Source organism: Vicinamibacteria bacterium (genome assembly GCA_035570235.1).
Lineage (GTDB): Bacteria > Acidobacteriota > Vicinamibacteria > Fen-336 > Fen-336 > DATMML01.
Map to the genome: position 1 here is coordinate 125,784 of DATMML010000037.1, position 23,578 is coordinate 149,361.

22 protein-coding genes are annotated in these 23,578 nt (G+C 70.6%); 4 read left to right on the forward strand and 18 right to left on the reverse strand.

Annotated features, from left to right (window positions below; genetic code table 11):
* Positions 1–60: 60 nt before the first annotated feature.
* The 7 genes from VN461_06330 to greA form a co-directional block, all read right to left on the reverse strand.
* Positions 61–2,556, reverse strand: coding sequence for an aspartate kinase (locus VN461_06330; protein ID HXB54381.1), 2,496 nt, complete (start codon positions 2,554–2,556; stop codon positions 61–63).
* Positions 2,556–2,756, reverse strand: coding sequence for a hypothetical protein (locus tag VN461_06335; GenBank protein HXB54382.1), 201 nt, complete (start codon positions 2,754–2,756; stop codon positions 2,556–2,558). Before VN461_06335 ends, VN461_06330 begins: the two co-directional genes overlap by 1 nt.
* 19 nt (positions 2,757–2,775) lie before the next feature.
* A complete protein-coding gene (locus tag VN461_06340) occupies positions 2,776–3,336 on the reverse strand; it encodes a hypothetical protein (GenBank protein HXB54383.1) in 561 nt (186 codons plus the stop codon).
* Between the two features lie 9 nt (positions 3,337–3,345).
* Entirely contained in the window at positions 3,346–4,518 is a 1,173-nt protein-coding gene (locus tag VN461_06345; protein ID HXB54384.1) for an aminotransferase class I/II-fold pyridoxal phosphate-dependent enzyme, read from the reverse strand.
* 14 nt (positions 4,519–4,532) lie between these two features.
* On the reverse strand, positions 4,533–5,972 hold the full coding sequence (locus VN461_06350) for a hypothetical protein (protein HXB54385.1): 1,440 nt from the start codon (positions 5,970–5,972) through the stop codon (positions 4,533–4,535).
* A 71-nt stretch (positions 5,973–6,043) separates the two neighbouring features.
* On the reverse strand, positions 6,044–7,048 hold the full coding sequence (locus VN461_06355; protein ID HXB54386.1) for a hypothetical protein: 1,005 nt from the start codon (positions 7,046–7,048) through the stop codon (positions 6,044–6,046).
* A gap of 13 nt (positions 7,049–7,061) precedes the next feature.
* The gene (greA, locus tag VN461_06360) at positions 7,062–7,595 is read right to left on the reverse strand and encodes a transcription elongation factor GreA (protein HXB54387.1); all 534 of its coding nucleotides are present in this window, start codon (positions 7,593–7,595) and stop codon (positions 7,062–7,064) included.
* Here greA and VN461_06365 point away from each other — a divergent pair.
* Both VN461_06365 and VN461_06370 read left to right on the forward strand, forming a co-directional pair.
* Positions 7,583–8,416 carry an RNA methyltransferase gene (locus VN461_06365; protein HXB54388.1) on the forward strand — a complete coding sequence of 278 codons (834 nt, stop codon included), beginning with the start codon at positions 7,583–7,585 and terminating at the stop codon, positions 8,414–8,416. The genes greA and VN461_06365 overlap by 13 nt on opposite strands.
* A 43-nt stretch (positions 8,417–8,459) precedes the next feature.
* Positions 8,460–9,842, forward strand: a complete 1,383-nt coding sequence (locus VN461_06370) for a replication-associated recombination protein A (protein HXB54389.1) — start codon at positions 8,460–8,462, stop codon at positions 9,840–9,842.
* Positions 9,843–9,848: 6 nt separating this feature from the next.
* Here VN461_06370 and VN461_06375 read toward each other — a convergent pair whose 3' ends face one another.
* Positions 9,849–11,120, reverse strand: a complete 1,272-nt coding sequence (locus tag VN461_06375) for an EAL domain-containing protein (protein HXB54390.1) — start codon at positions 11,118–11,120, stop codon at positions 9,849–9,851.
* Between the two features lie 130 nt (positions 11,121–11,250).
* On the opposite strand from VN461_06375, the gene VN461_06380 reads away from it, so the two are divergent.
* Positions 11,251–11,625 carry a hypothetical protein gene (locus VN461_06380; GenBank protein HXB54391.1) on the forward strand — a complete coding sequence of 125 codons (375 nt, stop codon included), beginning with the start codon at positions 11,251–11,253 and terminating at the stop codon, positions 11,623–11,625.
* Positions 11,626–11,643: 18 nt separating this feature from the next.
* Here the strand turns inward: VN461_06380 and VN461_06385 are convergent, their stop codons facing one another.
* The 4 genes from VN461_06385 to gcvT all read right to left on the reverse strand — a co-directional run bounded on the left by VN461_06385 (position 11,644) and on the right by gcvT (position 16,855).
* On the reverse strand, positions 11,644–12,315 hold the full coding sequence (locus tag VN461_06385) for a hypothetical protein (GenBank protein HXB54392.1): 672 nt from the start codon (positions 12,313–12,315) through the stop codon (positions 11,644–11,646).
* Between the two features lie 78 nt (positions 12,316–12,393).
* Positions 12,394–15,342 (reverse strand): aminomethyl-transferring glycine dehydrogenase, encoded by a 2,949-nt coding sequence (gene gcvP, locus VN461_06390; GenBank protein HXB54393.1) that lies wholly within the window; start codon positions 15,340–15,342, stop codon positions 12,394–12,396.
* An 11-nt stretch (positions 15,343–15,353) separates the two neighbouring features.
* Complete coding sequence (gene gcvH / locus VN461_06395; GenBank protein ID HXB54394.1) at positions 15,354–15,743, reverse strand: glycine cleavage system protein GcvH; 390 nt, start codon at positions 15,741–15,743, stop codon at positions 15,354–15,356.
* Positions 15,743–16,855 (reverse strand): glycine cleavage system aminomethyltransferase GcvT, encoded by a 1,113-nt coding sequence (gene gcvT / locus VN461_06400; protein HXB54395.1) that lies wholly within the window; start codon positions 16,853–16,855, stop codon positions 15,743–15,745. The genes gcvH and gcvT overlap by 1 nt, the downstream gene beginning before the upstream one ends.
* Before the next feature lie 468 nt (positions 16,856–17,323).
* On the opposite strand from gcvT, the gene VN461_06405 reads away from it, so the two are divergent.
* A complete protein-coding gene (locus tag VN461_06405; GenBank protein ID HXB54396.1) occupies positions 17,324–18,928 on the forward strand; it encodes an ATPase, T2SS/T4P/T4SS family in 1,605 nt (534 codons plus the stop codon).
* Positions 18,929–18,947: 19 nt separating this feature from the next.
* Here VN461_06405 and cmk read toward each other — a convergent pair whose 3' ends face one another.
* The 6 genes from cmk to trpS form a co-directional block, all read right to left on the reverse strand.
* A complete protein-coding gene (gene cmk, locus VN461_06410; protein HXB54397.1) occupies positions 18,948–19,613 on the reverse strand; it encodes a (d)CMP kinase in 666 nt (221 codons plus the stop codon).
* 139 nt (positions 19,614–19,752) lie between these two features.
* Positions 19,753–20,529, reverse strand: coding sequence for a pseudouridine synthase (locus VN461_06415; GenBank protein ID HXB54398.1), 777 nt, complete (start codon positions 20,527–20,529; stop codon positions 19,753–19,755).
* Between the two features lie 46 nt (positions 20,530–20,575).
* On the reverse strand, positions 20,576–20,935 hold the full coding sequence (locus VN461_06420) for a hypothetical protein (protein ID HXB54399.1): 360 nt from the start codon (positions 20,933–20,935) through the stop codon (positions 20,576–20,578).
* Between the two features lie 65 nt (positions 20,936–21,000).
* Positions 21,001–21,729 carry an SMC-Scp complex subunit ScpB gene (gene scpB / locus VN461_06425; protein HXB54400.1) on the reverse strand — a complete coding sequence of 243 codons (729 nt, stop codon included), beginning with the start codon at positions 21,727–21,729 and terminating at the stop codon, positions 21,001–21,003.
* Positions 21,730–21,754: 25 nt separating this feature from the next.
* Positions 21,755–22,576: a segregation/condensation protein A gene (locus VN461_06430; GenBank protein ID HXB54401.1), complete on the reverse strand. Its 822-nt coding sequence runs from the start codon at positions 22,574–22,576 to the stop codon at positions 21,755–21,757.
* Positions 22,573–23,577 (reverse strand): tryptophan--tRNA ligase, encoded by a 1,005-nt coding sequence (trpS, locus tag VN461_06435; GenBank protein ID HXB54402.1) that lies wholly within the window; start codon positions 23,575–23,577, stop codon positions 22,573–22,575. Before trpS ends, VN461_06430 begins: the two co-directional genes overlap by 4 nt.
* Position 23,578: the final 1 nt, after the last annotated feature.

Genomic DNA, 23,578 nt, shown 5'->3' on the forward strand with positions numbered 1-23,578 from the left:
GTGGCTTCCCGGGCTTAGGGGTCCGGGCAGAATGCCCCGAGCCCCCGGGGGCGACCTCTCTTAGGTCGCGGCCAGGTACTGGATATCGTTCAGAATGCCGGCGGCGGTGACCTCGGCTCCCGCTCCGGGGCCGGTGATCACGAGGGGCTCGTCGCGGTACCGGCGCGTCGTGAACGAGATGAGGTTCCGGGTCCCGCGCAGGGCCCCGATGGGCGAGGAGGCGGGCACGGCCACGAGGCGGACAAAAACCGCACCCGCGGTGGCGGTCACGACGTAGCGGAGGGTCCGCTCCTGTCTGGCCGCGCGGGCCGCGCGCTCCCGCCAAGCCGCGTCCAGCGAGGGCAGGCGCTTCATGAACTCCGACCGCGAGAGCCGCCGCAGCCGGGGTGGGACCAGGTCCTCCGGGGCGGGAGGGAGCCCGCGGTAGCCGAGGAGTCGGGCCAGGATCAGCCCCTTGCGCGCTGCGTCGCGGCCGGACAGATCCTCGCGGGGATCGGGCTCCGCATAGCCGCGCGCCACCGCTTCCGCCACCGCCTCCGAGAAGGGCCGGCCCTCCCCCACCGCGGAGAGCACGAACCCCAACGTGCCGCTCACGCATCCCTCGATGCGCAGGACGCGGTCGCCGCTCTCCACCAGCTTTCGGTGGGTGTCGATGACGGGCAGCCCCGCCCCCACCGTGGCCTCGTAGCGAAGCCGCCGTCCCGCCTCCTCCGCCGCCGCGAGCAGGCCGGAGTACGCTTCGGGCGAGCCGGCCAGCGGTTTCTTGTTGGCGAGCACGAGGTCGAAGCCCTGGCCGAGCGCGGCGCGCAGCAGATCGCCGGTCTCCTCGGCCGTGACGTCCACCAGCACCGGCCGGGAGACGGCGTGGCTGGCGATGAAGGAGAGCGCGGCCGCCGCCCCCGCCCGCTCTCCCCCCAACGCGGCCAGGAGCTCGCCCCGGTCCTTGCCCCGGGCCAGGCGCAGGAGGCGGACCCGCGAGAGGCCGCGGGGGTCGAAGAGGTAGCCCGAGCGGTCGAGGAGGCCGACCAGGCGGACCCGGGAAGCTCCGTTGCGGGCCGCCACCTGGTCGGCGAGCGCGCGTCCCACCCGGCCGAAGCCGAGGAGGACGACGTCGGTGCGGGGTGCCCCCGGGGGCCGGCCGCCCCCGATCTTGGAGAGTTGGAAGGCAGCGTGGACCCGCCGGGTCGCCTCCGCGGCATCCGTCCCCGCCACCACGAACGAGATGTTCAGCTCGGACGAGCCCTGGGCAATGGCGATGACGTTCACGCCCCCCCCGGCCAGGGCGGAGAAGACCCGGGCCGCGATCCCCGGCGTCCCCGCCATGCCCCTTCCCACCACTGCGATCACGGCCACGCCGCTGCGGGCGACCACCCCGTCGATGAGGCCGGTGGCGAGCTCCTCCCGGAACACGCGGCGCAGAGCCTGGACCGCGCGGGCCGCCTCCCCCTCCGGAAGGGTGAAGCCGATCGAACTCTCCGATGAGGCCTGGAAAATGGTGGAAACGGAGAGCCCCTCCGCATGGACGGCGGTGAAGGTCCGGGCAGCGATGCCGGGCACGCCCATCATCCCCTTACCCGCCACCGTGACCAGGGCCTGTCCCTGGATCGTGGCCAGGGCCTTGACGGGGTAGGCCTCCAGGGTGCTCCGCCCCGAGACCTCCGTCCCCGGACGCTCCGGATCGTGGAAGGAGCGGACGTGGAGCGAGATCCGGCTCCCCTCGAGGGGGATGAGGGCGCGGGGGTGGAGGACCTTGGCCCCGAAGTAGGCCACCTCCGCCGCCTCGCGGTGGTGGAGTTGGGGGATGAGGCGGGCGTCGGGAACCTGGCGGGGATCGGCGGTCAGGATGCCGGCCACGTCCTTCCACAGGACCACGCGCTCGGCCCGGAGGGCCCGCCCGAGCAGGGTGGCCGTGAGATCCGAACCACCCCGGCCGAGAGTGGTGACACCCCCATCCGGCGCAGAGCCGATGAACCCGGGCACGACCACGGTGACCCCCCGGCGCAGCAGGGGCGGCAGCAGGCGTAGGGCCCGCCGGCGGGTGGCCGCCAGGTGGGGCGCGGCGGCCCCGTGACGACCGTCCGTCGACACCAGCCGGACGGCGTCCACCAATTCCGCGCGGCGGCCCGCGGCGCGCAGCGCCTCCGCGAGGATCGCGCTCGCGGCCCGCTCGCCCCTGGCAATAAGAGTGTCGCTGGCCCGCGGGGAGAGCTCGGCCAGGGCCGCTACCGCCCGTGCGATCTCCCGGTAGTCGCGGGCGGCGGCGTCGAGGGCGGCCAGGAGCCGGCGCCGCGGCCCCCCCGCCCGCAGCAGACCGAGCGCGACGTCGCGGTGGCGGCGCAGGAACGCCGCCGCCACCTCGCCTCCCGCTCCCCCTTCCCCCCCCGCCGACCGGCGCGCGCCCGCGAGGAGAGCGTCCGTGACCCCGGCCACCGCCGAAGCCACCACCACCAGAGGGCCGCGATGCCCCCGGATGAGCGCCACCGCACGGCGAAAGGCGACCGCGTCGGCCAAGGAGGCGCCCCCGAACTTCCACACCTGAAGGGGAGGACCCGGCATCAACGCCCGCCCTCCGTGCGCCGGAAACTCGCGAAATTGAGGCGGACCTCGCCTTCCGGGCCGGTGATGGAGATGCGGACGAGCCGAGAAGGGGGGGCGTCCCGACAGGCCCCAAACAGCTCCTCCAGGCTCCGCACCCGCACCTCGGTGTCCACGGTGTCCCGGCCCCGACCTGTGCTCAAGGTGACCACGGCTTCCATTTCGCCTCCGGGAAGGGGCTCACAGCCCGAGGATCGCCTGGTCCACGTTCACGACATGGGCGCGGACCTTCTCCTCCAGGACCTTCCGCACCGCTCCCAAGTCCTCGCGGGGGACGGGCAGGCGGAAGGAGCCGGAGCGGCCGCGGGGGAGGAGGACGAGGATCACCTCCCTGCCCTCGGGGGCCTCGCGGAAAGCCATGCGCGCGATGCTTCCGTAGAGGAGGAAGCCGGTGTCAGCCCAGACCCCGTCCCGGTACAGCCCAAGGTGGATCCGCGCGGAGAGCGGCACCATGAGGATGAAGTAGACCGCCATCACCGCCTGGCTGTAGACGTGGTGGAAAGGGAGGGCCAGCCGGCCGTGGATCACGGTCAGGGCCGCGCTCACCACCCCGAGCCCGAGCAGGAGCGGGAAGTGGCGGGGCAGGCGCCCCGGCCAGGTCAGGAGCGCGGTGGGGCGCACGCGGCGGAAGAGGAGGTAGCCGGCGAACCCTCGGATGAGCAGGACCGAGAAGTAGATGCCCAGGCCCAGGAGGCCGAGGCTGATGATCGTCTGGTTGGCCGCCTCCGAAGCGCCCCCCATGTCCTCGCCTCAGGGAACCGCGTCCAGGGCCTGCTCGATGTCGGCAATGATGTCTTCCGCGTCCTCGACCCCCAAGGAGATGCGGGCGCTGCCGGGGTCGACGCCTGCGGACCGGAGCTGCTCGTCGCTGTAGCCGTGGTGAGAGGTGTGGACGGGCAAGCTCACCAGGGACTCCACGCCGCCCAAGCTGGCCGCACGGGTCACCAGACGCAGGTGATCGTAGAAGCACTCCGCGGCGGGCAGGCCGCCCTTGAGGACGATCGACACCATTCCCCCGAAGGCCGACATCTGCCGGCGCGCGACCTCGTGTGCGGGGTGCGAGGGCAGCCCGGGATAGCGGACGCGGGAGAGCTTGGGATGGCCCTCCAGCCGGCGGGCCAGGGCCAGCGCGTTCGCGCACTGCCGCTCCACGCGCAGGTGCAGAGTCTTCAGGCCGCGCAGAACGAGGAACGCGGCGTGGGGATCCAGGCAGCCGCCCAGGACCTTGAGCAGGGAGCGCGCGCCCTCGATCCGAGCCCGGGACCCCACGAGGGCGCCCCCGATGATGTCGCTGTGGCCGCCGAGGGCCTTGGTCAGGCTGTGCATGACGAAGTCCGCCCCCTGCGCGAGGGGGCGTTGCAGGCAAGGGGTGGCGAAGGTGTTGTCCACGATCAGGGCGAGCCCGCGGTCATGGGCGGCGCTGGCCACGGCCCCGATGTCCAGCACGTCCAGGGAGGGATTGGTGGGGCTCTCGATCACGAGGACGCGGCTGCGCGGGCCCGCCAGCCCCTCGAGGTTGGTCAGGCGGGAGGGCGGGATCAACTGGCCCGTCACCCCCAGGGTAGGGAGCACCTCGCGCACGAACCGAGTGGTCCCGCCGTAGAGGGAGGCGCTGGCCAGCACCTCATCGCCCGCCTTCACCAGCGAGAAGATGGCGGTGGTGATGGCGGCCATGCCGGATGCGAAGACCAGGCCCGCTTCCCCCTCCTCCAGAGTGGCCAGGGACTGCTCCAGCTCCCGGAGGGTGGGGTTCTCATAGCGCGTGTAGAGATAGAGCTCCTCGTCTCCCTCCAAGTAGCGTCGCATCTCGGCGGCAGACGCGAAGGCGAAGGTGGACGACTGGACGATGGGGGTGGTGAGGGGGCCCGGGCGGGCCTCGCGCCCCCCGCGCACCGCCCGCGTCCCTATGCCTCGCTTGCTCATGGATCCCTCCCCTCTTAGAGCTGGACGGGCTGGGTCGCCGCCTCGAAGCTCGGAGCCCGGGCGGGCAGGGGTGCCGCTCCCACCACCGGCTCCACGAACACCCGGTAGGCGTCGCGGTAACCCTGCTCCAAGAGGTCGGCGGTCGTCTGCCACACCTCGGTGGCGGGATCGCGGGCTCCGCCCAACTCCAGGGGACCCAGGAACCGCCGCTCCGGCCGAACAACATAGAGGGCGAAGTCCCGGTAGACCCTCAAAGTGGCGGGATCCTGCCAGGCCCGACCCCCGTCCTCGGTTCGATGACCCAGGGTCTCCACCATGCGGTTGATCCTCTCCGCTCCGTGGATGTCGCGCTCCAGGGCTTGCCGCTCCAGGGCGGCGAGCACGCTCTCGAGCTGCGCGCGGGCCCCGCGGCGACGCGTCAGCGGGGCGGCGGGGACGGGGGTGGCGGAAGCCACGATCACCTGCTCCGCGCCCGCAGCCAGGGCCTCGGAAATGCCGGCCCCCATGACAAGGGTGGCGTCGCTCAGGCGGTGGGTCTCCCCTCCGAAGAGCCCCCCCTTGGGGAAAGCCACCCGCCGTACGGGGGCGGCCAGGGGCGGGAGGAGGCCGGTCATCACCGCCTCGAAGAGCATCCCACCGTAGCCAGGGGCGCGCAGGTCCACCGCCCCCGGGATCCCCTCCAGTCGCGAGCGCGGTTGCTGCGCGCGGGCGGCCACGAACGCGGTTCGGTGCTGGTCCTGCAAAAGGACGAAGGGAAGCACGCCCTCCCCGTCCAGGTCGGCGGTGCGCAGGATGAGCTCGCGGAAACCGGGCTGACCGAGGTTCTCGGCGGCCAGGGCCACGAAGCGCTCGCCGAGCTCGGCTTCCGAGGGCGGCCTCCGGGAGAGGGCGGGGCCGCGGGCGATCTCCCAAAGCCCGCGCCGCAAGCGGTCCTGCCCGGGGCGCACGGAAAGGAATGACTCGAAGGACTCCGGGAACCGACGACCGTCCCGGAGCCAGGAGCGGACCAGGAAGACGAGCATCACGGCCGCGAGGGCGAAGATGGGCAGGGCGAGGGCGGCCAGGTAGGGACCGCTCAGGACTTCGGGCGCGACCCAGAACCGCCCCAGGGCGCGCGAGGGCAGGCCGGGAGCCAACCGGTCCGCGATCAGGACGAGCGGAAAGAGGAGGCCCGCGACCAGGGCCAGAGCCAAGGGCAGGAGGAAGATCGCGAACGACAAGCCCAGCAGGACCACGGCCAGGAGGGCCAGCGGTCGCAGGGCGAAGAAGGAGCCCCCGCGCACGCCGTCCCAGAAGCCGCCGGGACCATACAGCTTGGAGCCGCCCGCCACCGCGCCGTAGGCCGCCGCCACCGCGCCCACGCCCGAGCCCACCAGGAGGTCGATCTTGACCCCGCTCTCGTCCAGGGCCCGCAGCACGCCCGCGTGATAGGCGCCGGCGGTGCCCGTCCCCACCAGGATCAGGGCGGTCCGTCGCTTGGGTGAGTACTCCTTCAGACGATCGCTCCTGCGAGGGCCCTACGTTATCACCGAGCGCGGGTGGCGGCCACGTCCACGTTGAGGGCGGCCCGGATCCCGGCCAGGAGCAGAGAAGCGTCGGGACCGTCGGGCACGGGGACGTAGCTTCCCCTCCCCCGCGGGCTCGCCAGCCAGGCGGAGAGCCAGGGCCAGTCGAGGCCGGGCGTCGCCGGCGGTTCCCATCGCAACCGATCGAGGCTCGCCTCCAGGTCTTCGCGGGTCGTGGTGAGGCTGAGCTCGTCCAGGACCCGCCCCGCCTGCAGCGGGTGCAACTCGATCCCCGCCGTCCCCGCCACCACCACCAGGCCGCGGGCGGGCGCGGCCGATACCCAGGGGGGCAGCCAGGCCGCGAACTCCGGGGGCCGTAGCCACGGCTGCGCGAGCAGGGCCGCGGCCTCCCCGGCCAGGCGGCGGTAGGCCTCCTCGGAGACACGGGCCAGACAGGGGGCGGCGCAGGAGCGCACCTGGGCGTAGAGGCAGCCCAACCCGAGGGGGAGGACGGGATCGGGCTCGAAGGTGTAGTCGCAGGGGCGGAGGGGGTGGACCTTGTGGAGGGCGGCGCGGGTCCGCTCCGCGGCCCGCCGATTGCGGAAGGGGCCGAAGAGAGCGCGACCCCCGGCCTCGGCGTCCCGGATCGTGACGCGGGGGAAGCGCACCTCGGGATCCAGGTGCAGGAACGCGGGCGGCTTCAGGTCGCGGCGGGCGGCCGGGGGCACATGAATCGCCATGAGGCGCTCGTAACGCAGGCGCTGGTGGAAGGCGGAGGTGGTAGGCGCGTAGCCCACCGCCGTCGCCAATGAACGGAGGTCGGTGGGCGGGCGCTGGCCGGGGCGGCGGGGCCCCGCCCCGAGGTGGGAGGCGGCCCAGCGTCTCACGCTCGACGTGCGCCCGATCACGAGGTTGCTTCCGTCAGGGCCCAAGATCTGGCCGACCCCGGGCGCCCCCGGCAGCCGGGCCAGGAATGCGGCGAGGTCGGCGTCGAAGGGAACGATCGTGAGGGGAGCGGCGGGCACCGGAACGGGGCCGTCAGGCTCCGGCCGCGGAGTCCTTCATCTGGTCGTGCATCGTGACCAGCTTGGTGATCTCGTACTCCTTGGTCCCGGAGGGCACCACCACCTGGACCGTGTCCCCCTCCTCGTGGCCGAGCAGGGACTTGCCGATGGGAGAGGAGGGCGAGATCCGTCCCACCGTCGGGTCCGCTTCCTCCGGGGTCACGATCTCGTAGACCACTTCCTCCCTGTTCCCGGTCTGGCGCAGGCTCACGGTGGAGCCGAGGCCCACCTTGTCGTGCGGGACCCGGTCCAGGTTCATGAGGGAGAGGGCGGCCAACCGGCGGTGGAGCTGGCCGAGGCGCGCCTGAAGGAAGCTCTGACGCTCCTTGGCCGCCTTGTACTCGGCGTTCTCGCGCAGGTCGCCGTGCTCCCGGGCCCGGAGGATCTCCTTCGGGAGGTGCACTTTCAGCTCGAGGTCGAGGGTACGAATCTCCTCTTCGAGCCGCCTTTTGATCTCGTCCACCATGATCGCCCGCGCCGATGGCGCCGAACCCCGTGATAGTATCACGCCTTCCTCCCGCCATGGCCGCCCCCGACCCGGTCATCCGCAGCCGCCGTCACCCGTTGGTGCAGCGGCTGCGCCGGCTGAAAGAGACCTCGGCCGCAGACGAGCTCTGCCTGATCGAGGGGCCGAAGCTCCTCTTTGAGGCGCTGGACGCGGACATCGAGGTGGTGGAGGCCGCGGTCGTCACCCGTCTCGAGGCCAGCGATCGCGGGGCCGGTCTCCTGCGAGCCCTAGCCGAGCGGCGCGTTCCCGTGCGCCGAGTGGAGGAGGGCGTCCTCGCCTCCCTCTCGGAGGTGGAGACGAGCCAGGGGATTCTTGCCCTGGCCCGGCGACCGGCCTTCGCGGAGGAGCGGTTTTTCACCGGCGCGCCCCTGGTGCTGGTCGCGGTGGGCGTCCAGAATCCGGGCAACCTGGGGGGTCTGCTGCGAACGGCGGAGGCCGCGGGCGCGACCGGCGCCTATCTGACGGCGGGCACCGCCGACGCCTTCTCGTGGAAAGCGCTGCGGGGGTCCATGGGAAGCGCCTTCCGGCTTCCCCAGGTTCGGGGTCTCCCCCCTGGGGAGGCGCTCCGGCGCGTGCGGGCCCGGGGCCTCCTCGCCGTCGCCGCCTCCGCGGAGGGAGAGACGCCCTACGACCAGGTCGACCTCAAGGGTCCCCTGGCTCTTCTGCTCGGCAGCGAAGGCACCGGCCTTCCCCCCGAGCTGGCCGCGGGCGCGGACTCTCGGCTGGCCATCCCCCTGCGCGGGCGGGTGGAGAGCCTTAACGTGGGGGTGGCCGCGGCGGTCCTTCTCTTCGAGGTCGCCCGCCAGCGGGGGCGGCGCTAGCGCGCCTGCGCGGGCCGACCCCGTTTCGGATACGCTTCCTTACATGGGCGAGCGGCGGGGGGAGGGCTCGGGCGTGCTGTTCCCGGAGCCGGAGCCGGCCGCGGACGCCCCCCGGCCCGACGCGCCCCTGGCCAACCGCGTACGCCCCCGCACCCTGGACGAGATTCTCGGCCAAGAGGAGGTGCTGGGGCCGGGACGGCCCCTGCGCCGCGCCATCGAGAAGGACGAGCTCCGCTCCCTCATCCTCTGGGGTCCGCCCGGCTCGGGCAAGACCACCCTCGCCCACGTCATCCGCCGCCTGACCCGCGCCCACTTCGAGGCCATGAGCGCCGTGCTCTCGGGCGTGAAAGAGGTGCGGGAGATCCTGAAGGAGGCGGAGATACGCCGGCGCCGGGAGGGGCGTCGCACCATCGTCTTCATCGACGAGATCCACCGCTTCCACAAGGGGCAGCAGGACGCCCTGCTCGCCCACGTGGAGTCGGGGGACATCGTGTTGATCGGGGCCACCACCGAGAACCCCTCCTTCGAGGTGAACGCGGCCCTGCTCTCCCGCTCGCGGGTCGTGGTCCTGAAGCCGCTGGGGGAGGCCCAGCTCCTCGAGATCATGCACCGGGCCCTGGCCGACGCGGAGCGGGGCCTGGGGGGCGCGAACCCCGAGGTGGCGGAAGACGCCCTCGCCTTCCTCGCCCAGGCTGCCGACGGAGACGCACGCACCGCCCTGAACGTGCTGGAGATGGCAGTGACCACCACCCCCCTCGGGCCCGACGGCCGCCTCCTTGTGGACAGGGAGGGCATGCGCCAGGCGTTTGCCCGCAAGGCCCTCCTCTACGATCGGGCCGGCGAGGAGCACTTCAACATCATCAGCGCCCTCCACAAGTCGATCCGGAATTCCGACGCCGACGCCGGCCTCTACTGGCTGGCCCGCATGCTGGAGGCGGGGGAGGACCCTCTCTACGTGGCGCGGCGGCTCGTGCGCTTTGCCTCCGAGGACGTGGGGGTGGCCGATCCCCAGGCCCTGGTCCTGGCCATGGCCGCGCAGCAGGCCGTCCATTTCATCGGCCTTCCCGAAGGGGCGCTCGCCCTCGCCGAGCTCGTGGTCTACCTGGCCGCCGCCCCCAAGAGCAACGCCCTCGACACCGCCTACGCGGAAGCCGCCCGGGACGCCCTCGAGACCCGGGCCGAACCCGTGCCCCTCTGGATCCGAAACGCTCCCACCCGCCTCATGAAGGGCCTGGGCTACGGCAAGGGCTATCTCTACGCCCACGACGAGGAGGAAGGGGTGGCGGGCATGGACTGCCTGCCGGAAGCGCTCACCGCCCGCCGTTACTACCGGCCCACGGACCGGGGGCTGGAGGCGGACCTGGGCCGGCGGCTGGAAGCGGCGCGGCTCATCCGGGAGAGGAAGAAAGGCGGCGGGCAGGCCTGAGGCGGCTTAAGCCCCCTCGCGGGCGGGGGTGGCCCGTACGGGCGCGCCGAAGGCCTCCGCCGGCCGGCCCAGAAGAAAGCCTTGGCCGTACTCGATGCCCAGGTCCACCAGGACCTGTCGCTCACCCTCCCGTTCGATCCCTTCCGCGATGATCTGGGAGTCCATCTTGTCCGCGAAGGCCTTGAGGGCGCGCGCCATCTCCCGCCGGATGTAGCTGGCGTCGATGTCGCGGACGAGCTGCATGTCGAACTTCAGGTACTTGGGGTTCAAGTGGGCGACTTTCTCCAGCCCCGAGTAACCGGCCCCGATGTCGTCGACCGCGATCGAGAAGCCCATGTGGGTGAAGTTCTGGAGGGCTTCCACGAAGAGGGTGTAGTTCTCGATCGCGTACTTCTCGCTGATCTCGAGGACGATGCGGTCGGGGCTGAGGCCGAGCCCCTCCAGAAGCTTGATGAGGGCCGCCCCCTGGAAGTCGGGATCGTACATGGAGGCGGGAAAGACGTTGATGAAGAGCTTGGCCGGGGAGGGCAGCTCCTTGCTGGATTGGAGGGCGCGGCGCCGGCAGTAGCGGTCGAGCTCGAAGGAGAGGTCGGCCCGGGCGGCCGCCTCGAAGAGGTTGAGGGGGTTCTGGTGGGCGGTGCCGGCGGGGCCCCGCGAGAGGGCCTCGTAGCCGAGGATCCCCGGCTTCTGCAGCTCCATCACGGGCTGGAAGAGGGTGGTGACCTGGTCGCCGAGGAGGATCTCCTGCAGGCGGCAACGGTTCTGGAACTCGAGCTGCATCCTCTGGATGCGCGCGCACTCCCAGGCCTCCTCCACCAGGCGGGCGATCAAGCGCTCGGGCATGATCAAGGGGTTGAAGAAGGCCAGGGAGAAGCCCACGATGACCCGCCGGCGGCCGCGCACGTAGGGGGACACCATGCGCGCCAGCTTGCGGTTCAGGTGTTCTTCCACCCGCGCCGACGCCGACTGCAGATCGGCCACGCGCGTCTTGCCCTCGCGCTCGCCCCGCCGGGGGGAGAGGAAGACCAGGAAGGCATTGCCCCCCTTGTCGTTGAGGGTCAGGATGTCGGTGCTCCGCACCTCGATCCCCCGCAGCTCCACCACCAGCTCGGTGGTCATGGAGAGGACCTTCTCGAAGGCCTTGGAGCCGTAGTCGTGCTCCACCTGGGCCAGCTCGGAGGCGTCGATGAGGAGGAGGGCCAGACTGCCCTGCTGCACCAGCATCTCGCGCAGCTCCGTGATGCGTTCGCGGTAGGGCGGGGTCTGCGCGTAAATCAAGGCGGCCTCGGGGATACTCAGCACAGCGGGGGGCGGAGGAGCGGGATCATCAGCCGACACCCTATTATAGCTCTTGCCCCCCGAGGGGGGCACTGGTAGCATCATCACCGAAATGCGCATAGGAAATGGCGTGCTGTTTGGGGCCGTCGTTATGATCGCGGCTTGCTCGCTGGGCAAGCCGGAGGGAAGCCAGAAGGAGGCCGTCCTGGCCCTCCTCCAGCAGCAGGCTCAGGGCCTGAAGCAGGATGGGGAGAAGATGAACCCCGACCTCGGCGTGAAGGCCACCTGGAACATCGAGGCGGTGGAGGTCCACGAGCAGCCGGGGAACGAGTCCCAGCCGTGGACGGGCACGATCCGCTTCCGCATCGAGAGCAAGATGAAGGAGGTGGACGGCTCCCTCTCGACCCAGCAGTTCGAGAAGCGCTTCGACTACGTCTACAGCCCGGTCATCAAGGGCTGGATCATCCAGTACGTGCCGCCGAGCCCGGCCGCTCCCAAGAGCTGAGCCGCCCGTCCCCCGCCCTTAGGCCGCGGCTGGTTGCGCGCGCCGTCCCACCGCCAGCGCGGCCAGGGCCCCGAAGATCGTCCCCAGGATCACCGTGAAGGCTATCCAGATCGTCAGCTGGGGCAGGAGGCCGATCCAGAACCAGGTGGCGAGGGGGTGCATGGGGGGGAAGCCGGGCGGCCCCTTCTCGTAGTGGGTCCCCCAGCCGGCCAGAATGGCCACCAGCATGACCACGGCCACGGGGATGCGCGCCGAAAGCCCATAGGCAAAGAGCACGCGGCCGAGAGCCGGCCACGCCCGGAGGCCCACGAGCAGGGAAACGATGGCGAGGACCCCGATAAGGAGCGGGAACCGCCGTCCTCCGGGGGCGAAATGGAGGGTGCGGACGACCCACAGCGAGAAGGGGATGATGGCCAGGCTCAAGAAGGCCACGCCGAACGTCCGGCCGAGGCTGTCCGGGGAGTGACCCGCCCGCACCAGCTTGACCGCGAAGTAGATTCCGAAAACCGGCACCAGCCACACGATGCCCACGATGGACAGGAAACCGCCCCCCTGCCGGTTGAAGAGGGCGGGGGACCACTCGAGCAGCTCGCCCGTCAGGCGCAGAAGCGTGATGCCCAGGGTGATCAGCGCGGGCACGAGGATGAGTTGCCGCAAGGGCAGCTCGCCGGCACGATTGGCATCGCTCATCGGAGCCTCCGGAGGGGGAGTTTCATCCGTCTCGATTGGCGGAAGGCGGAGTATACCCCGGGAGCCCCGGAGGGGGGGTCACTTTGGGGGAGCGGGCGGGGGATCCCCCGCCTCACCCGCGAGCTCCAGGACGCTCGAGCAGGTGCAGACCAGGTTGCGATCGCCGTAGGTGTTGTCGATGCGGGCCACCGCGGGCCAGAACTTGCTCTCCTGCACCCAGGGGGCGGGAAAGGCCGCTTGCTCGCGGCTGTAGGGCCGGTCCCAGACGGAGGCGGTCACGACGCGGGCGGTGTGGGGGGCGTTCCGGAGAGCGCTTCTCTCCGCGCTCAGCCGCCCCTCTTCGATCTCCCGGATCTCCTGGCGGATCGCGATCATGGCCTCGCAGAACCGGTCGAGCTCGGGGAGGGACTCGCTCTCCGTGGGCTCGATCATCAGGGTTCCCGCCACCGGGAACGACATAGTGGGGGCGTGGAAGCCGAAGTCCATGAGCCGCTTCGCGATGTCCTCCACCTCGATCCCCGCGCTCTTCTTGAAGGGGCGCGCGTCCACAATGAACTCGTGCGCCACCCGGCCCCTCCGACCCCGGTAGAGGATCGGATAGTGATCCTGAAGGCGCCGGGCCATGTAGTTGGCGTTCAGAATCGCCACCTCCGTGGCCTTGCGCAGGCCGTCCGGTCCCATGAGCGCGATGTAGACCCAGGGGATGGTGAGGATGCTGGGGCTGCCGTAGGGCGCGGCCGAGATCGTGCCCAGAGACTGCTTCCCGCCCAGGCCGGTCACGGGGTGTCCGGGCAGGAAGGGAGCCAAGTGTGCGGCCACCGCGATCGGGCCCATGCCCGGCCCCCCCCCGCCGTGGGGGATGCAAAACGTCTTGTGCAGGTTCAGGTGGCACACGTCGGCCCCGATCTCGCCCGGGGAGGTGAGGCCGACCTGGGCGTTCATGTTGGCCCCGTCCATGTAAACCTGCCCCCCGTGCGTATGCACGATCGCGCAGATATCCTTGATCCCCTCCTCGAAGACACCATGTGTGGAGGGGTAGGTGACCATGAGCGCGCCCAGGGCGCCGCGGTGCCGTTCGGCCTTCTGCGCGAGGTCGTCGAGGTCCACGTTGCCCTGGTCGTCGCAGGCCACGGGCACCACCGTGAAACCCGCCGTCACCGCGCTCGCCGGGTTCGTGCCGTGGGCGGAGACGGGGATCAAGCACACCGTGCGTTCGGCCTCTCCCCGGCTGCGGTGGTAGGCCCGGATGGCGAGCAGGCCCGCGTACTCCCCCTGGGAGCCGGCGTTGGGTTGGAGCGAGACCGCGGCCAGGCCCGTGATCTCGGCCAGCCACGCCTCCAGCTGGCGGAAGAGCTCCGCGTAACCCGGGGTCTGCTCGGGGGGGGCGAAGGGATGCAGGCCGCCGATCTCCGGCCAGGTCATCGGCACCATCTCGGTGGTGCCGTTCAGCTTCATGGTGCAGGAGCCGAGGGGGATCATGGAGGTGGTGAGGGAGAGGTCGCGCGCCTGCAGCCGGTGGAGGTAGCGGAGCATCTCGTGCTCGGAGTGGTAGCGGTTGAAAACCTCGTGGGTGAGAAAGGGGCTGCTCCGGCGGAAGGGGGGCAGAAAGTCCGGCGCCACCCCGGGGGCGAGATCTTCCGACCGAAACGAGACCGGCCCTCCCGCAAATATGCTCAGGAGCGTGTCCAGCTCCCCCGCGGTCACGGTCTCGTCGAGGGCCACCCCCACGGAGCCGTCGTCGTAGGGGCGCAGGTTGATCCGCCGTTCGACGGCCCGGGCCAGGACCCGACTCCCCGCCTCTCGAGGGAGGCGCACGCGTAGGGTGTCGAAGAAGGGCTCCCCCCCCACGGAGAGGCCGAGCCGCTTCAGGCCCTCGGCCAGGACCAGGGCCAAGCTCCGGACCCGGCGCGCAATCTGGCCGAGGCCGAGAGGCCCGTGGTACACCGCGTACATCGCGGCCGTGACCGCGAGCAGGACCTGGGCCGTGCAGATGTTGCTGGTGGCCTTATCGCGGCGGATGTGCTGCTCGCGAGTCTGGAGGGCGAGCCGAAGGGCGGGACGGCCCTCGGCGTCCCGGGAGACCCCGACCAAGCGGCCCGGGAGCTGCCGCTTGTGCTCGTCCCGCGTGGAAAGGTAGGCGGCGTGGGGCCCGCCAAAGCCGAGGGGGACGCCGAACCGCTGGGTGGAGCCGACGGCGATGTCCGCCCCGAACTCGCCGGGGGGACGCAGGAGGGCGAGGGCCAAGAGGTCGGCCGCCGCCACGACCAGGGCCCCCGCGGCGTGGGCCCGCTCCGCGAGCGGTGCGTAGTCGCGCACCCGCCCGTCCGTGGTGGGGTAGGACACGAGCACCCCGAAGAGATCCTCGAAGTCCGCGTCCTCGGCCGCGCCCACCCGCACGTCAATGCCGAGGGGCAGGGCGCGGGTGCGCACCACGGCGATGGTCTGGGGGTGCGCGTCCTCGGCTACGAAGAAGCCCCGGCGGCTCCTCCCCCGGGCCAGGCTCCGGCACATGGTCATGGCCTCGGCCGCGGCCGTAGCCTCGTCGAGCAGGGAGGCGTTGGCCAGGGGCAGGCCGGTGAGGTCGGCCACCATGGTCTGGAACGTCAGCAGCGCCTCCAGGCGGCCCTGGGCGATCTCCGCCTGGTAGGGCGTGTATTGGGTGTACCACCCGGGGTTTTCCAGGATGCCCCGCTGGATCACCCCCGGGGTGATGCAGTCGTGGTAGCCCATGCCCAGAAAGGAACGGAAGACCTGGTTGCGCGAGGCCAGTTCCCGGAGGTCGAGGAGTGTTTGGTGCTCCCCCCGCGCCGCGGGCAGGGCGAGGGGCCGGTGCCGGCGGATGGCGGCGGGCACCGTCTCCTCGATGAGGGCGGAGAGGGAGTCCACCCTCAGGAGGGCAAGCATCTTCTCTACGTCGGCGTCGCTCGGACCGAAGTGGCGCCGGGGGAAGGTGTCTCCGGGGGCGAGCGGTGTCTCCACCCCGTTGAGGACGGAGGAGGACGCGACGGATTGGGATGTTTCGGGCACGGGCTCCTCTTCTACTGCTTCGCCTCGCGCTCCACGAAGGCCTGGTAGCTTGGGGCATCCATCAGGTCCTGGAGGGCGCTCGCGTCGGTGATCTTCACGACCAGCATCCAGGCCGCGCCGTGGGGGTCCTGGTTGATGGCCTCGGGCTTGTCGACGAGGGCGGAGTTCACCTCCAGCACCTCCCCCGCCAGGGGCGCGAACAGCTCGGACACGGCCTTGACGGATTCCACGGTGCCGAACACCTCGCCCGGCTGCAGCTTGCGGCCGACCTCGGGCAGCTCCAGGAACACCACATCCCCCAACTGGTTCTGGGCATAGTCGGTGATGCCGATGGTGCCCCGCTCGCCCTGGACCCGGACCCACTCGTGATCCTTCGAGTAACGGCGATCTGGCGGATACATTAGCGACCCCTCTTGTAAAACGGCGTGGGAACCACGCGGGCGGGGACGGGCCGGCCGCGGATGTCCACCTGGAGATCGGTCCCCACCGCGGAGCTGGCCGCGGGTAGGTAGCACAGACCGATGCTCTTCTGGAGGAAGGGGGCGAAGGAGCCCGAGGTCACGGCGCCCACCTCCGCCTCGCCCAGGGAGATCGGATAGCCGTGGCGGGCGATACCCCGCCCCACCACCTCGAAGCCCACGAGCTTCCGCGGGGGTCCGTTCTTCTTCTGGGCTTCGAGGACGGCCCGACCGTTGAAATCGCCCTTGGCACCCTCCAAGGAAACGATCCAGCCCAGCCCGGCCTCGATGAGGGTGGTCGTCTCGTCCATGTCGTTTCCGTAAAGACACATCCGGGCCTCGAGGCGGAGCGTGTCCCGAGCCCCCAGACCCGCCGGCACCAGGCCCTTGTCCTTCCCGCTCTCGATCAAGCGCCGCCAGAGCGCCTCCGCCCGCTCCGCGGCCACGAAGATCTCGAAGCCATCCTCCCCCGTGTAGCCGGTCCGGGACAGGATGACCGGATGGCCGGCCACGTCCCCCTCCGCGAAGTGATAGTAGGCGATGCCGGGCAGGTCCAAGCCGGTCGAACCCTGGAGGATCTCGGCCGCCGCCGGACCCTGCAGGGCGAGGAGCGCGTAGTCCTGGCTACGGTTCTCGAGGGTGCAGCCTTCCGGAGCCTGCGACTGCAACCAGGACCAGTCCTTGTCGATGTTGCCCGCGTTAACCACCAGCAGGTAGCGGTCGGAAGCGCGTCGGTAGACGATCACATCGTCTACCGGCGCCCCGTTCGGCAGGGGCAGGGCCGAGTATTGAGCCTGGCCGACCACCAGCCGGGCCACATTGTTCGCGGTGACCCGCTGCAGGAAGGAGAGCGCCCCCTCGCCGGCCACCTCGAACTCGCCCATGTGGGATACGTCGAAGAGGCCGGCCGCCCGGCGCACGGCCAAATGCTCGGCGATGAGCCCCGAATACTCCAGGGGCATGTCCCATCCCCCGAAGGGAACCATTTTGGCCCCGCTCTCCCGGTGAACAGCGTTCAGCGGCGTCTTGTGCAGCAGGTCCGTAGCGGTTGCCAAGGGAGGGACCCCCGATAATTGGAGTCGGCGTCCTCGACGTGCCGTTCACGCTTCCCGCGGCGTCCGCCAAGCCTTCGGCGGGATCTAGCCGCTCCGCGTGCCTTTACTTTCGGCCCTCCTGGCCGTAGCGCCCGTATGTGGGCGAGTCATCAGCCATGGTACTACGTCGAAGTCGGCGTTCTCAACGTGCTGTTGACGCTTCCCGAGGCGTCCGCCAAAACCGCGGCCGAGGCCTCGACGCTCGGCGTGCCTTACTTTCGGCCCTCCTGCCGTAGCGCCCGTCAGGTGGGCGAGTCAAGACGCCACCCTACCACGAACCGACACCGAGTCAGGTCCATGACCTGGGCAGCCTCCACTCGGTGGCAACCGGCGGCCGGGTTGAGGGCGGTCAACGAATGCAGGGCCTTGATCCAAAAGGAGTTATGAGTTACCGTGCCGCGAAAGGGTGCCGCGGTCAGAAGGACCCCCATGCCGAGTGTCGAAACCTATCTCGTCACCTGCTGGAACTGCCTGGGCGAGTTCGACTCGCTCTCGGCGGTTTGGTGCTCCCACGATCCCAAGAAGCCCACCAAGCTCTGCCCCTTCTGCTTCCAATGCTTCTGCGATGCCAGCGAGGAATACAAGCAGGACTTCTGGACGCACGCCCCCTCCAGGCTGATCGAGGAGGTGCAGACTCTGACCCGGAGCCAGGACCGGCTGGGAGACATCCTCATCCGCGCGAAGAAGATCACGACCCCACAGCTCCTGGATGCGCTGGTTCAGCAGAAGACGACCGGTCAGCGCCTGGGAGAGCTGCTCGTGGAGCGGGGCGTGGTGACGAACGAGGACATCGAGATCGCCCTCAAGACCCAGGGCGTGAGCCCCCTCACGGACACGCGGGGGGTCGCCTACGTGACCAGCCCGGTCTGGGACCAAAGCGAGCCGGAGGCCATCATCCAGTACCTCTTGGGATTGGCGGCGCGCAAGGGCGCCTCGGACGTCCAAATCGAGCCCAAGGAGGACATGATCGCGGTCCGATACCGCATCGACGGGCTCTACTTCCGGGTGGATCCCATCCCCAAGCGCTTCCAAGGAACCCTCACCCAGAAGCTCTTCGAGACCTTCGGCCTCGACCCGGGGGCGGCGGGGCAGCCGGGCACGGGCCGCCTCACGGCCCGTCTGGGCGAGACCGAATACGACCTCGTGGCCCAGGTCACGCCCTCGCCCCTGGGCGTGAGCGCCACCATCAAGCTCGTCAACCGCGCCACTTTCATCAAGGACTTCACCACCCTGGGCATGGAAATCGAGGACCGGGCGCTGCTGATCGAGGTGCTGCAGGGTACCTTCGGCCTCGTGCTCGTCACCTCCCCCCCCTTCAACGGGGCCAACACCTCCTCTTACGCGATCATGAACTTCCTGGTCCAGGGGCAGAAGGAGGTGCTGTCCCTGGAGGCGCCGGTGCACTGGAAGATAGAAGGAGCGCGTCAGGTGGAGGTCGAGCACTCCCCCCGGGGCTTGCGAATGGAGGAAACGGTCCGCTCGCTGATGGCGACGCGCCCGAACGTGCTCATGCTCTCCGCGGTCCCCGACCGGGCCACCGCGCTCCTCGCCGCGCAGCTCGCCTCCGACCTGCTGGTGGTGGCGACCCTGCCCGCCCAGAGCGCGGGGCAGGCGCTCGCGGCCTTCCTGCAGGCGGGCGTAGCTCCCTCGCTTCTGGCCAGCTCCCTGGCCACGGTCCTCTGCCAGCGCCTCGTGCGGACCATATGCCCCATCTGCCGGCAGCCCGCGGAGCCTCCTGCCCCCCAGACCCTCGCCCAGCAAGGCATCGACCCGGAGGAGGCGGCCGCGTTCCGTTTCTTCCGCGGCCGGGGTTGTCCCACCTGTCACACCGTGGGCTACCGCGGGCGCCAGGCCGTGTTCGAGGTGCTTCCCGCCGCCCCCGAAATAAGGGCCGCCGTGCAGGCCGGCGGCTCCGGCTCCGACCTGGAGACGGCGGCGGTAGCCACCGGCATGCGGACGATCCGCGAGCAGTGCCTGGATCTCGTGCGCCAGGGCGTCACCACCTTCGACGAGTTCACGCGCCTCCGGCTCTGAGGGCCGACCGTCCTCAGACCTAGGGACGGGAAGGGAACCGGGCCAGCATCTCCTCGACCACCTCCTCCGGAGAGAGGCGCGAGGTGTCGAGGTAGATGGCGTCTTTGGCGGTGGCCAGGGGCGATACGGGCCGGTGGGTGTCGATGTGGTCGCGCTCCCGCACCTCGCGCTCCACCGCCTCCAGGGGCACGGCCACCCCGGCGCGGGCCAGCTCCGCGTGCCGGCGGCGGGCCCGCAGGGCGGGATCGGCGTCCAGATAGAACTTGACCTCCGCGTCGGGGAAAACGACGGTGCCGATGTCGCGGCCGTCCAGCACGGCGCCGCCGTCGCGGCCCAGCTCCCGCTGGCGCGCCACCATCTCCCGTCGCACCGAGGGATGCACCGAGACCCGGGAGGCGGCGCCGCTGACCTCCGGGGCCCGGATGTCCGCGGTCACTTCCTTCCCGTCCAGGAGCACCTTCCCGCCCTCCGCGAGCTCGATGCGGCTGGCCCGGCAGAGGCCGGCCAGCGCCTCTTCCTCGTCCAAGGGCACGCGCGCGCGCAGCGCCTTCAGGGCCAGGGCCCGGTACATGGCTCCGGTGTCGATGTACAGGTAGCCCAGGCGCGCGGCCAAGGCGCGGCCGGCGGTCGATTTGCCCGCCCCCGAGGGTCCGTCGATGGCGAGGACGGGGCCGCGCGGTCTCAAGGCGCGGGGGAACGCGGGACAGCGCCGGAGCCTTCTTGCCGTACGTGAAGGCTCGGCCGCGGCGGGAATGCGTGGGGCGCCCCCCGGTGGCCGTCCACGCCAGGCTTTGGTGACGGCAGCGGCCCCGCCAGGCGTGGGATCACTGCCGGCTCGCCCGGCGGCGGGGAGGGGCGGTGGCCGAAGGGCGGGCTCGGCCCCCGCCGGAGGCGCCGACTCGGCGCAGGGTCTTCACCTCCTGCGGAGTGAGGTGCCGGAACTCCCCGGGCTCGAGCCCTCGCGTGGTAAGGGAACCGAACGCTACCCGCCGCAGCTTGGAGACAGGGTGGCCTACCGCCTCCAGCAGCCGCCGGACCTCGTGTTGTTTGCCCTCGTGCAGGGTGAGCTCCAGCCAGGCATGCTTGTCGGCTTCGAGCACCCGGACCCGGTCCACGTGCAGGCGTTCGCCTTCCACGCGAACCCCCGTGCGCAGCGCGCCTAAAGCCCGAGCGTCGGGCACGCCCCGCACCTTGGCCTGGTAGACCCGGGGCACCTCGTAGCGCGGGTGGGCCACCCGCTCCGCGAAGGCGCCGTCGTTGGTGAGAAGGAGCAGGCCTTCCGTGGTCACGTCCAAGCGTCCGACCGGGAACAGGCCCTGCACCGCGGGCACCAGCTCCATGACCGTCGTGCGTCCCTCGGGGTCGTGGCGGGTGGTGACCACCCCCCTGGGCTTGTTGAGGATGAGGTAGACGGGCCCCGGCGGCGGGCGGAGGCGCACGCCGTCCACGCGGATGTCGTCGCGCGTGATGTCCGCCTTAGTGCCGAGCCGGGTCGCCGCGGTCCCGTTCACGGTGACGCGGCCCTGGCTCATGACCGTTTCCGCTCCCCGCCGCGAGGCGATCCCCGCGCGGGAGAGGATCTTCTGCAGACGCTCCTCCACGCGCGGATCATACTCCGGAGCCGGGGTGGGGTTGGGGGAGGCGGGGTCAGTGCAGGGCAGGAAGAACGACCACCTGCACGGAGGACGTGGCGGTGGAGCCGTTCGCCGTCGCGAGCAGCGTGTAGGTGAGGGTCGAGGCCGGCATCACCAGCTTGGACCCGCTCGTGGTCACGGTGCCGACGCCCTGATCGATCGTGACGGAGTCCGCTCCCGAAACGTTCCAGCTGAGGGTGGTGTTGGAGCCGGCCACGACTTGGCTGGGATTCGCGGAGAAGTTCTGGATGGCGAGGTTGCCCGACCCCGTGAGGTTCTTCAGGACATCGAGCGCACTGCAGCCCAGCGTCGCGGCGGCGGCAACCGCGACGAGCACGGCCAGCGGGAAGGAGAGCGAGCGGCGTCGTATCATAGGTCTCTCCATCAAAAAATCTGATTCAATGATAATCAATTAGATAACAAATATCAAGTATTACTTTAAGGCTTGTCGTCGGGTGTTTCGGACTCGAGCGATGCGTCGCTGTCCGAGGCGCCGGCCTCCCCCTCCGCAAGGGGAATCTCCACCGGCCGCGGAGCCTCGATCGCACGCTTGAGCCCGGCCACGTCCACCTCCTCCCCGAGGACCTCGGCAAACTCCTCGATCCGGGGGAGATCACCCAGATCCTTGAGGCCGAAGTGGAGCAGGAACTGCTTGGTGGTGCCATAGAGGATGGGGCGGCCCACCACCTCTTTGCGCCCCAGGATCCGAATCAGTCTCTTCTCGAGCAGGGTCTTGATCACTCCCCCGGACTTGACCCCCCTCAGCTCGATGATCTCGGGGAGCGTGACCGGCTGCTTGTAGGCCACGACCGCGAGTGTCTCCAGGGCCTGGATGGATAGGCGGGTCGGGGCCTTGGGGTCGAGCAGCTCGCGCACCCAGTCGTTGTACTCGGGCCGGGTCGTGATCTGCCAGCCACCGGCGATCTCCAGAAGCTGGAGGCCCCGCCCGTCCCGGGCGTAGTCTCGGCGCAGCTCCTCGAGCGCGGCCTGCCAGGCCTCCCGAGGCACCCCCCCCATGACCTCCGTGATCTCGCGGGGGGTGAGGGGCTGGGGAGAGGCGAAGATCAGGGCCTCGAGGACCGCCCGCACCTCCGCGGCGGGAAGGACCGGGGCCTCCTCGGGCTCGGGGCCCGCGCCTTTGTCGTTCTCGTCCTCGTTCTCTTTCACTGGTCCTCTCGTGCCGCCCCTGATTCTAGGCTACCGGGCGCGGGGCGCCGTTCTCCGGTCCCAGGGGCCGGAACACGCGGATGGGCCCGAAGAGGCCGCGCTGGTAGACCTTCACCTGCTTGAGCCGGATCAGCTCCAAGAGAGCGAGGAAAGTCAAGATCATGTCCCGCTTGGTTTCCTGCGCCGCGAACAGTCCCCCGAACTCCAGGGACTCGCCCGCCCCAAGCAGGGATAGCAGCTCCTCCATCCGCTGCTCGACCGTCTTGCCCTCGGGCTCCACCTCGTGGGCGAGGAGGGTCTTGCGTCTCTCCAGCACCTCCCGGAAGGCGGTGATGAGGTCGAAGAGCCCGGCCTCCAGCATCTCCTCCCCGGCGTCGTCGAACCGGGGGACCACCCCGTCGGGACGGGTCCAGGTCGCGGCCCGGATCTGGGCCTGCTGGTGGAGGACCCCCGCCGCCTCCTTGTAGCGCTGGAACTCCAGCAGGCGCCGCACCAGCTCCGCGCGGGGGTCTTCGGTCTCCTCCTCACCCTGCGCCTCCGTGGGATCGACGGGGACCAGCATCTTGGACTTGATGTGGATGAGGGTGGCCGCCATCACCATGAACTCCCCTGCCACGTCCAGGTTCAGCTCCTTCATGAGGTCCAGGTACTCCACGTACTGGCGGGTGATGGGCGCGATGGGAATGTCGTGGATGTCGATGCGGTCCCGCCGGATCAGGTAGAGCAGCAGGTCCAACGGCCCCTCGAAGACGGGGAGCTGAATGCGGGGGGCGTCCGCGGGGAGGACCGACTCCACCCCCTCCGGGGGGAGGAGGGGGGGCTCCCGGTTTTCCCGCTCGTCGCTCACCTCGGGGGCCGCTGATAGTCGATCTTCATGGCCGACCGGACCTCGGCCAGGGTCGCTTCCGCGACCGACCGGGCCCGTTTCGACCCCTCGTGCAGGATGTCCCAGACACGCTCAGGGTGGGCCGCAAACTCAGGACGGCGGGCATGGATAGGGGACAGGCGCTCCAACAGATGGTTGGCCAGGCGCGCCTTGCAGTCCAGGCAGCCGATGCCCGCGCTCCGGCAGCCGGCGGCGGCCCAGTCCTGGCTCTCCGGGGGGGAGAAGGCCCGGTGCAGGTCGAAGACCGGGCAGACGTCGGGGTTGCCGGGGTCGGTGCGACGCTTCCGGGCCGGATCCGTGACCATGGTGCGCAGCTTCTCCCGCACGACTTCGGGCGCATCCTGCAGGTAGATCGCGTTGGCGTAGGACTTCGACATCTTGCGTCCATCCGTGCCCGGGATGCGGGCCGTCTTGGTGAGCAGGGTTTTCGGCTCCGGAAAAACCGGCCCGTAGAGGTGGTTGAAGCGGCGCACGATCTCCCGGCTCAGCTCGAGGTGGGGAGCCTGGTCTTCCCCCACCGGCACCGCGTCCGCCTTGTAGATGATGATGTCGGCCGTCTGCAGGACGGGGTAGCCGAGGAAGCCGTAGGTCGAGAGGTCCCTGTCCTGGAGCTGCTGCTGCTGCTCCTTGTAGGAGGGAACGCGCTCCAGCCAGGCCACGGGCGTCACCATGGAAAGCAGGAGATGCAGCTCCGCGTGCTCGGGCACGGCGCTCTGAATGAAGAGGACGGAGCGGGCGGGGTCGAGGCCGGCCGCCAGCCAGTCCGTGGCTACCTCGAGGACGTTCCCGCGGATGCCCCGGGTGTCGGCGTAGTCGGTGGTGAGCGAGTGCCAGTCCACGATGGGGAAGAAGCACTCATACTCGTCCTGGAGGCGCACCCAGTTCTCGAGCGCCCCCATCAAATTCCCCAGGTGGAGGGGGCCGGTGGGGCGCATGCCGGAAAGGATGCGGGGCCGGGGCATG